Below are 7,693 nucleotides of genomic sequence, written 5' to 3'. Positions count from 1 at the left end.
GGACCCGGGGGAGCGGGGCCGAGGCCCGGGTGCTGCTGGTCGGCGCGATGAGCGGGCCGCTCGGCGGCGACCGTTTCACGGTGACCGCCGAGGCGGTGCAGGGCGCCCGGCTGCGGGTCGGCTCCGCCGCCGCCACCCTCGCACTGCCGGGTCAGGACAAGGCCGGGGCCCGCTACGACGTCCGGCTCGGCGTCGCCGACGACGCCGAACTGCACTGGCTGCCCGAGCAGTTGATCTCCGCGAACGGCAGCGACCTGCACGTGACCACGTACGCCGACGTCGCCCCCACGGCCCGCCTGGTGCTGCGCGAGGAACAGGTGCTGGGACGGTCCGGCGAGGAACCGGGACGGCTCACCAGCCGTCTTGCCGTACGGGTCGGGGGCCGCACCGTCCTCGACCAGGAGCTGTCCTGCGGCCCCGGCGCCCCGGGCGGCTGGGACGGCCCCGCCGGACTGGCCGGTCACCGCGCCGTCGGCCAGGCCGTCGTCGTACGGCCGTCGTTCGCCACCGAACCGCCGGCCGCACGTATGGTCGGGGAGGGCGCGGCCGTCATGCCGCTCGCCGGGCCGGCCGTGCTGGTGACCGCGGTGGCGCCGGACGCGCTGCGGCTGCGGCGGCTGCTGGACGAGGCGCTGGCCTCCCTGGACTGAGCCTCTCCGCCCCACGGACACCCTTCTCCGTTTATCGGATTGGCAAAGAAGTGGCGCGAGCCCTGTTCTCAGGGAAGTCACAGCCGCGAGGATCCCCGTACTTGTCGACACCCTGTACGGGGAGGGCCACTTGAGGAAGACCAGGCTGCACCGGAGAGCCGCGGCGATCGGCTCGGCCGGAGCACTTGTCACCGCCACGCTGATAGCCGGCGCCGTCACGGCACCGGCGGCCAGCGCCAGTCCGGCCACCGGCCGGGGACACGGGCACGGGCAGGGCTGGGACCGCGAAGCACGCGGCGCCGCCGTCGCCGCCGCCCGCGCGGCGAAGGCCGGTATCGACTGGCAGGACTGCCCCGCCGACTGGAACCTGCCGAAGCCGATCCAGTGCGGCTACGTCACCGTCCCGGTCGACTACGCCAAGCCGTACGGCAAGCAGATCAAGCTCGCCGTCGACCGCATCGGCAACACCGGCACCAAGTCCGAGCGTCAGGGCGCGCTCATCTACAACCCGGGCGGTCCCGGCGGTTCCGGCCTGCGCTTCCCGACCCGCGTCACCGGCAAGAACGCGGTGTGGGCCAACACCGCCAAGGCCTACGACTTCGTGGGCTTCGACCCGCGCGGCGTCGGCAGGTCGGCGCCCATCTCCTGCGTCGACCCGCAGGAGTTCGTCAAGGCGCCCAAGCCGGACCCGGTGCCGCGCTCCGAGGCCGACAAGCGCGCCCAGCGCAAGCTCGCCGCCGAGTACGCCGAGGGCTGCTTCGAGCGCAGCGGCGACATGCTGGCGCACATGACCACGCCGAACACCGCGCGCGACCTGGACGTCATCCGCGCCGCGCTCGGCGAGAAGAAGCTCAACTACCTGGGCGTCTCCTACGGCACCTACCTCGGCGCCGTCTACGGCACCCTCTTCCCGGACCACGTGCGCCGGATGGTCGTCGACAGCGTCGTCAACCCGTCCCGCGAGAAGATCTGGTACCAGGCCAACCTGGACCAGGACGTCGCCTTCGAGGGCCGCTGGAAGGACTGGCAGGACTGGGTCGCGAAGAACGACGCGACCTACCACCTCGGCAACACCCGCGCCAAGGTGCAGGAGCAGTGGCTCAAGCTGCGCGCCACCGCCGAGAAGGCCCCGCTCGGCGGCGTCGTCGGCCCGGCCGAGCTGATCTCCTTCTTCCAGGGCGCCCCGTACTACGACTCCTCGTGGGCCCCCACGGCGGCGATCTTCAGCAAGTACGTCGCCGGCGACACCCAGGCCCTCGTCGACGCCGCCGCCCCGGACCTGTCCGACACCGTGGGCAACGCCTCCTCGGAGAACGGCAACGCCGTGTACACGGCCGTCGAGTGCACGGACGCCAAGTGGCCCACCAACTGGCGCACCTGGGACCGGGACAACACCAAGCTGCACCGCGACCACCCGTTCATGACCTGGGCCAACGCGTGGATGAACCTGCCGTGCGCCACCTGGCCGGTCAAGCAGCAGACCCCGCTCAACGTGAAGACCGGCAAGGGACTTCCCCCCGTGCTGATCGTCCAGTCCGAGCGTGACGCGGCCACGCCGTACGAGGGCGCCGTCGAACTGCACCAGCGGTTCAAGGGCTCCCGCCTGATCACGGAGCGGGACGCCGGCTCCCACGGCGTCACCGGTCTGGTCAACCCGTGCATCAACGACCGGGTGGACGCCTACCTGCTCACCGGCAAGCTGGACGCCCGGGACGCGACCTGCGCCCCACACGCCACGCCCAAGCCGTAGTCACCGCAGCACGACCCGAAGGGGGGCGGCCGGTCCGACCGGTCGCCCCCTTCCCCTGTCACCCGCCGGCCGTACCGGCCTGCCAGGCGTCCTCCGCCGCGTAGTCGAAGAGTTCGCCGTAGTTCTGGGCCATCTTCGGGAAGGCCTCCCGCCAGTCCCGCCCGGCGAGCCGCTCCTCGATCCAGGCGACCGTGTCCGGCAGCGTCTCGGCGTACCGGGCGACCGGGCGGTAGCCCAACTGCCGCTGTGCCGCCGTCATGTCGCACACGACCGGCGCGGGCACCGACCACGGCGTGTCGCCCACGCCGTCCACGGGCGGCGGACCGTCCACCAGGACGTCCTCGGTCTCGACGCCCATCACCGTGTCGATCGCCGCCGCGATCTCCGCGACCGTCGGCGCGTCCGGGTCGACGGCGTTGAGCACGCGCGTGCCCGGGCGCGGGGCGGCCAGCCGGATCAGCTCCGCGATGTTCCGGACGCCCGCCGGGTGGAAGCGGCTTTCGCCGCCGTACGCGAGCACGCGCCGGCGCCTGCCGTCCAGGTTGCGCTTGACGAAGTACAGCTCGCGCGGGGTCCGGCAGTGCGGCCCGTGGACCGCGCCCGCGCGCAGCAGCGTCACCGGCAACCGGTCCCCGGCGGCGAGGAGTCCGGTCTCCAGGGCCGCCTTGCGGGTGCTGTACGACGTGTCGCCGGGCCGGACCGTGCGCTGCTCCTCGGTGAGCGGCACCGGGTACTCGGGGAAGCCGCCGGGCTCGGCCTGCGTGTCGAAGTTCCGGCCCTTCGCGTCCTCGTAGACCGACACGCTGGAGATCACCACCGCCGAGCCGACGCGCCCGGCGAGCGAGACCAACTGCCGGGCGTGCCCGGCCCCGAAGGCCACCATGTCCACCAGGACGTCGCAGCCGTCGCCGACCGCCGCGGACAGCGCCGCGTCGTCCTCCCGGTCGGCCCGCACCACCCGTACGTCCCCGGGCCAGTCCGCGTCGCGGCCGCCGCCGCGCGAGACGGCCGTCACCTCCCAGCCGTCGCCGGCCAGCGCCCCCACGGCCGCCCGTCCGATCTGCCCCGTCGCCCCGATCACCACAGCTCGTGTCATACGGGGACCGTAGGCGCACCCCCTCCCACCGGGCCACGCCCTTCTGCCGAGGGCAGACCGCGGGCGTCTAGCGGTGCGGCAGCCGGGGGAAGCGCCGGCCCTTCGCCGCCCGCTCCGCCTCCTCGGCCTTCACGTCGGCCGCGTACCGGTCGACGTACTCCTGCTCGGACAGCGACAGGATCGCGTACATGATCTCGTCGGTCACGGCGCGCAGCACGGCCTTCTCCCCCTCCATGCCCGCATAGCGGGAGAAGTCCAGCGGCTCGCCGAAACGGATCACCACGGGGTGCACCTTCGGGATCTTCCGGCCGGGCGGCTGCGCCTCGAACGTGCCGATCATCGCGCACGGCACGACCGGCACCCCGGCCCTCAGCGCCATCACCGCGACACCGACCTTGCCCTTGTACAGCCGGCCGTCGTGCGAGCGCGTGCCCTCCGGGTAGATGCCGAGCAGCTCACCCCGGTCCAGCACGCCGAGTCCTTCGCGGATCGCGGCCTGCCCCGCCTCCTTGCCGGAGCGGTCCACCGGGATCTGTCCCGCGCTACGGAAGAAGAACGCCGTCAGTCGGCCCTTGAGACCGGGGCCGGTGAAGTACTCGGCCTTGGCGAGGAAGGTGATGCGGCGCCGCAGCACCGCGGGCATCAGGAAGTGGTCGGAGAACGACAGATGGTTCCCGGCGACGATGGCCGCGCCCGAGTCCGGCACATGGTCCAGCCCCTCGATCCGGGGGCGGAAGACCAGCCTCAGCAGCGGGCCGAGCAGTACGTACTTGAGCACGTAGTAGAACATGGTTCGCCCTCTCACCCGGATTGATGCTGTCCCCATGCTGGGTCACCTGACTGCCCATCACCAGCCGCCACAAGCTTTGTCCTGGGTGTGGAACTCCCTTTCCCCGAGAAAGTTCGGTCTTTGTCCTTGACGAGGGGAAAGTGGGCCCTCTAGCGTCCAACCGACTCACTCCGCACGGGTTTTCACCTGTTTCACCTGTAGCGGCCGGCCGGGCGAGCCCCGGGTCTCCTCAGCGGCCGCCGACCAGTACGAAGGAGTTCCGAGTGCGCAACAGACGGATCGTCACCCTGACGGCGGCCGCGGTACTGGCCGGAACCGCCGGGCTCCTGACCGTCCCCACGGTCCAAGCCGCCCCGTCGGACCCGGCGCCGCCGGCCGCGTCGGCCTTCCAGAAGGTCACCCTCAACGACCGTCCGGGCGAGCCCATGGCCCTCGCTGTCCTGCCCGACCGGCGGGTGCTGCACACCGCGCGCACCGGCGAGGTGCGGATCAACGACCCGAAGAGCGGCGTGAACTTCCTCGCCGCCGACATGAAGAAGAGCCCCGCCGGCCTCTACCAGCACGACGAGGAGGGCGTGCAGGGCATAGCGATCGACCCCGACTTCAGCAAGAACAAGTGGGTCTACCTCTACTACTCGCCCCGCCTGGACACCCCCATGGACGACCCGGCCACCCCGGGCGTGAACGAGGGCGACGCGCCGGAGTTCGGCACGGCCGCCGACTTCGCCAAGTACAAGGGCGTCACACGGCTCTCGCGGTTCAAGCTCGACGGCAACAAGCTGAACTTCGCCTCGGAGCAGAAGATCCTCGACGTCCCGGCCGACCGCGGCATCTGCTGCCACGTCGGCGGCAAGATCGACTTCGACGGCAAGGGCAACCTGTTCCTGTCGACCGGCGACGACTCCAACCCGTTCGCCTCGGACGGCTACGCCCCGCTCGACGACCGCCCCGACCGCAACCCGGTCTTCGACGCGCGGCGCACCGCCGGCAACACCAACGACCTGCGCGGCAAGGTCCTGCGCATCAAGGTCAAGAAGGACGGCCGCTACACGATCCCGGGCGGCAACCTCTTCCGGCCCGGCACCCCGAAGACCCGTCCCGAGATCTACGCCATGGGCCTGCGCAACCCGTTCCGCTTCGCCGTGGACGACAGGACCGGCGAGGTCTACGTCGGCGACTACTCGCCCGACGCCAACACGGCGAAGCCCGACCGCGGCCCCGCCGGCCACGGCCGGTGGATGGTCATCGACCGCCCCGCCAACTACGGCTGGCCGTACTGCGTGAGCCAGGACATGCCGTACCAGGACTACGACTTCGCCACCCAGAAGTCGAGCGGCGCCTTCGACTGTGCCAAGCCGGTCAACGACTCCCGGAACAACACCGGCCGGAGCCTGCTGCCGCCGGTCGCCGACGCGGAGATCATCTACGGCTACGGCGCCTCCGAGGAGTTCCCGGAGCTCGGCACGGGCGGCATCGCCCCCATGGGCGGCCCGGCGTACCGCTACGACAAGCGGAACAAGGCCGAGAACCGCTGGCCCGCGTACTTCGACGGCAAGCCGCTCTTCTACGAGTGGACGCGCGACCAGATGCTCGCCCTCACCCTCGGCAAGCGGAACCAGGTCCAGAAGATCGAGAACGCGCTGTCCTCGATCACGACGGACGGCCCGATCGACGCCGAGTTCGGCCCGGACGGCGCCCTGTACGTCCTGGAGTACGGCACCGGGTACTTCGCGGAGCTGCCCGAGGCCCAGCTGGCCCGCATCGACTTCACGCGGGGCAACCGCACCCCGGAGCCCAAGGCCGCCGCGGACGTCGTCAACGGCACCAGCCCGCTGACGGTCCGGTTCTCCAGCGCCGGCACGAAGGACGCCGACGGCGACGCCCTCCGCTACGCGTGGGACTTCGACGCCGACGGCACAGTGGACTCCAGGGAGGCCAACCCGACGCACACGTTCACGGAGAACGCCGTCTTCGACGCCACGCTGAAGGTCACCGACAGCACCGGCCGCTCGGCCGCCGCCTCGGTCCCGGTCGTCGTCGGCAACAAGGCGCCGGTCGTCTCCCTCACGACCGACCCCGCTCCGCACGGCGGCACGGCCTTCCATTGGGGTGACACGGTCACCTGGGAGGTCACCGTCACCGACGACCAGCCGGTGGACTGCTCCAAGGTCAGCGTCTCGTTCATCCTGGGCCACGACACGCACGGCCACCCGCTGTCGTCGAGCACCGGCTGCTCCGGATCGTTCAAGACGTTCGTGGACGGCGGTCACGCCGGGGCGGACAACCTGAGGGCGGTCTTCAACGCCTCCTACACGGACACTCCGCCGGACGGGCTCCCGGCCCTCTCCGGCAGTGCCGAGGTCGCGCTGACGCCGGCCGACTGACCGGCGGGCCGGACACACACGGGACGGGGCCGGTCAGAACTTCGGCGTCGGCGCCTGCGCCTCCACCATCTCCGCGGCCTCCTCCTCGGTCTGCACCGACGGCGGGGACCCGGCGAGCGGCTGCTGGGCCGTCTCCTTCATGCAGGCCACCGCCACGACACCGACCAGGGCCGCGGCCATCGCGTAGTAGGCCGGCATCATGTCGGAGCCGGTCACGCTGATCAGGGCGGTGATGACCAGCGGCGTGGTCCCGCCGAACAGCGACGTCGACAGGTTGTAGCCCACCGAGAGCGACCCGTACCGGACATTGGTGGGGAACATCGCCGGGAGCGCCGCCGACATCGTGCCGAGCAGGCAGACCAGGGACAGGCCGAGCATCAGCATGCCGCCGGAGACGGCGAGCAGACTGCCGTCCTGCACCAGTACGAAGGCCGGCGCGGACAGCACGAAGAAGCCGATCATGCCGGTCATCAGCACGGGCTTGCGGCCGAACCGGTCGGAGAGCCGGCCCACCTGGTTGATGATCAGCATCAGCAGCACCATCGTGGCCACCAGGATCAGCAGACCGTGGCTCTCGCTGTAGTCCAGCTCGTCCGACAGGTACGTCGGCATGTACGACAGCAGCATGTAGTCCGTGATGTTGTACGCGCCGACCAGCGCGATGCACAGCACCAGCGGACGCCAGTGCGCACGGAAGATCTTGGCGAGGTCGCCCCGCGCCGTCGTCTCCACGGCGTTCGCCGCCTCGGAGATGTGGACGTTGGAGCCCTCCAGCTTCAGGAACGCGGGCGTGTCGTCCAGCCTCAGCCGCAGATAGATACCGACGATGCCGAGGGGCGCGGCCAGCAGGAAGGGGATGCGCCAGCCCCAGGCGTCCATGGTGTCGCTGCCGAGCCCCGCGGTGAGGGCGGTGACGAGACCGGCGGCGCCGGTGTACCCGGCGAGCGTGCCCAGCTCCAGGAAGCTGCCGAAGAAACCGCGCCGCTTGTCGGGCGCGTACTCGGCGATGAAGGTGGACGCGCC

General features: G+C 71.3%; 6 protein-coding genes. 3 read left to right on the top strand and 3 right to left on the bottom strand.

The window, feature by feature from the left end:
* On the top strand, window positions 1–650 hold a 650-nt coding region (locus GTW67_RS33745), incomplete at its 5' end, for an urease accessory protein UreD (RefSeq protein WP_161168540.1).
* Between the two features lie 130 nt (window positions 651–780).
* Window positions 781–2,400 carry an alpha/beta hydrolase gene (locus GTW67_RS33740; protein WP_161168539.1) on the top strand — a complete coding sequence of 540 codons (1,620 nt, stop codon included), beginning with the start codon at window positions 781–783 and terminating at the stop codon, window positions 2,398–2,400.
* Window positions 2,401–2,458: 58 nt separating this feature from the next.
* Here the strand turns inward: GTW67_RS33740 and GTW67_RS33735 are convergent, their stop codons facing one another.
* Window positions 2,459–3,496: an NAD-dependent epimerase/dehydratase family protein gene (locus tag GTW67_RS33735; RefSeq protein WP_202438052.1), complete on the bottom strand. Its 1,038-nt coding sequence runs from the start codon at window positions 3,494–3,496 to the stop codon at window positions 2,459–2,461.
* A gap of 67 nt (window positions 3,497–3,563) precedes the next feature.
* Window positions 3,564–4,286, bottom strand: coding sequence for a lysophospholipid acyltransferase family protein (locus GTW67_RS33730; RefSeq protein ID WP_161168538.1), 723 nt, complete (start codon window positions 4,284–4,286; stop codon window positions 3,564–3,566).
* Between the two features lie 263 nt (window positions 4,287–4,549).
* Between GTW67_RS33730 and GTW67_RS33725 the strand changes: the two genes are divergently transcribed.
* Window positions 4,550–6,670 (top strand): PQQ-dependent sugar dehydrogenase, encoded by a 2,121-nt coding sequence (locus GTW67_RS33725; protein WP_161168537.1) that lies wholly within the window; start codon window positions 4,550–4,552, stop codon window positions 6,668–6,670.
* A 33-nt stretch (window positions 6,671–6,703) separates the two neighbouring features.
* Here the strand turns inward: GTW67_RS33725 and GTW67_RS33720 are convergent.
* Window positions 6,704–7,693 (bottom strand): MFS transporter (locus tag GTW67_RS33720; RefSeq protein ID WP_161168536.1); only part of this gene is annotated, 990 nt, incomplete at its 5' end.

The organism is Streptomyces sp. SID5910 (genome assembly GCF_009862125.1).
In the GTDB taxonomy this organism is placed as follows: Bacteria; Actinomycetota; Actinomycetes; order Streptomycetales; family Streptomycetaceae; genus Streptomyces.
Note: the sequence above shows the minus strand (reverse complement) of the source record. Positions and strands in the feature narration are given on the sequence as shown.

What these genes read in the sequence shown, in the direction of transcription:
- GTW67_RS33735 (WP_202438052.1), bottom strand. Translation starts at nt 3,496, where the DNA reads ATGACACGAGCTGTGGTGATCGGGGCGACGGGGCAGATCGGACGGGCG.
- GTW67_RS33730 (WP_161168538.1), bottom strand. Translation starts at nt 4,286, where the DNA reads ATGTTCTACTACGTGCTCAAGTACGTACTGCTCGGCCCGCTGCTGAGG.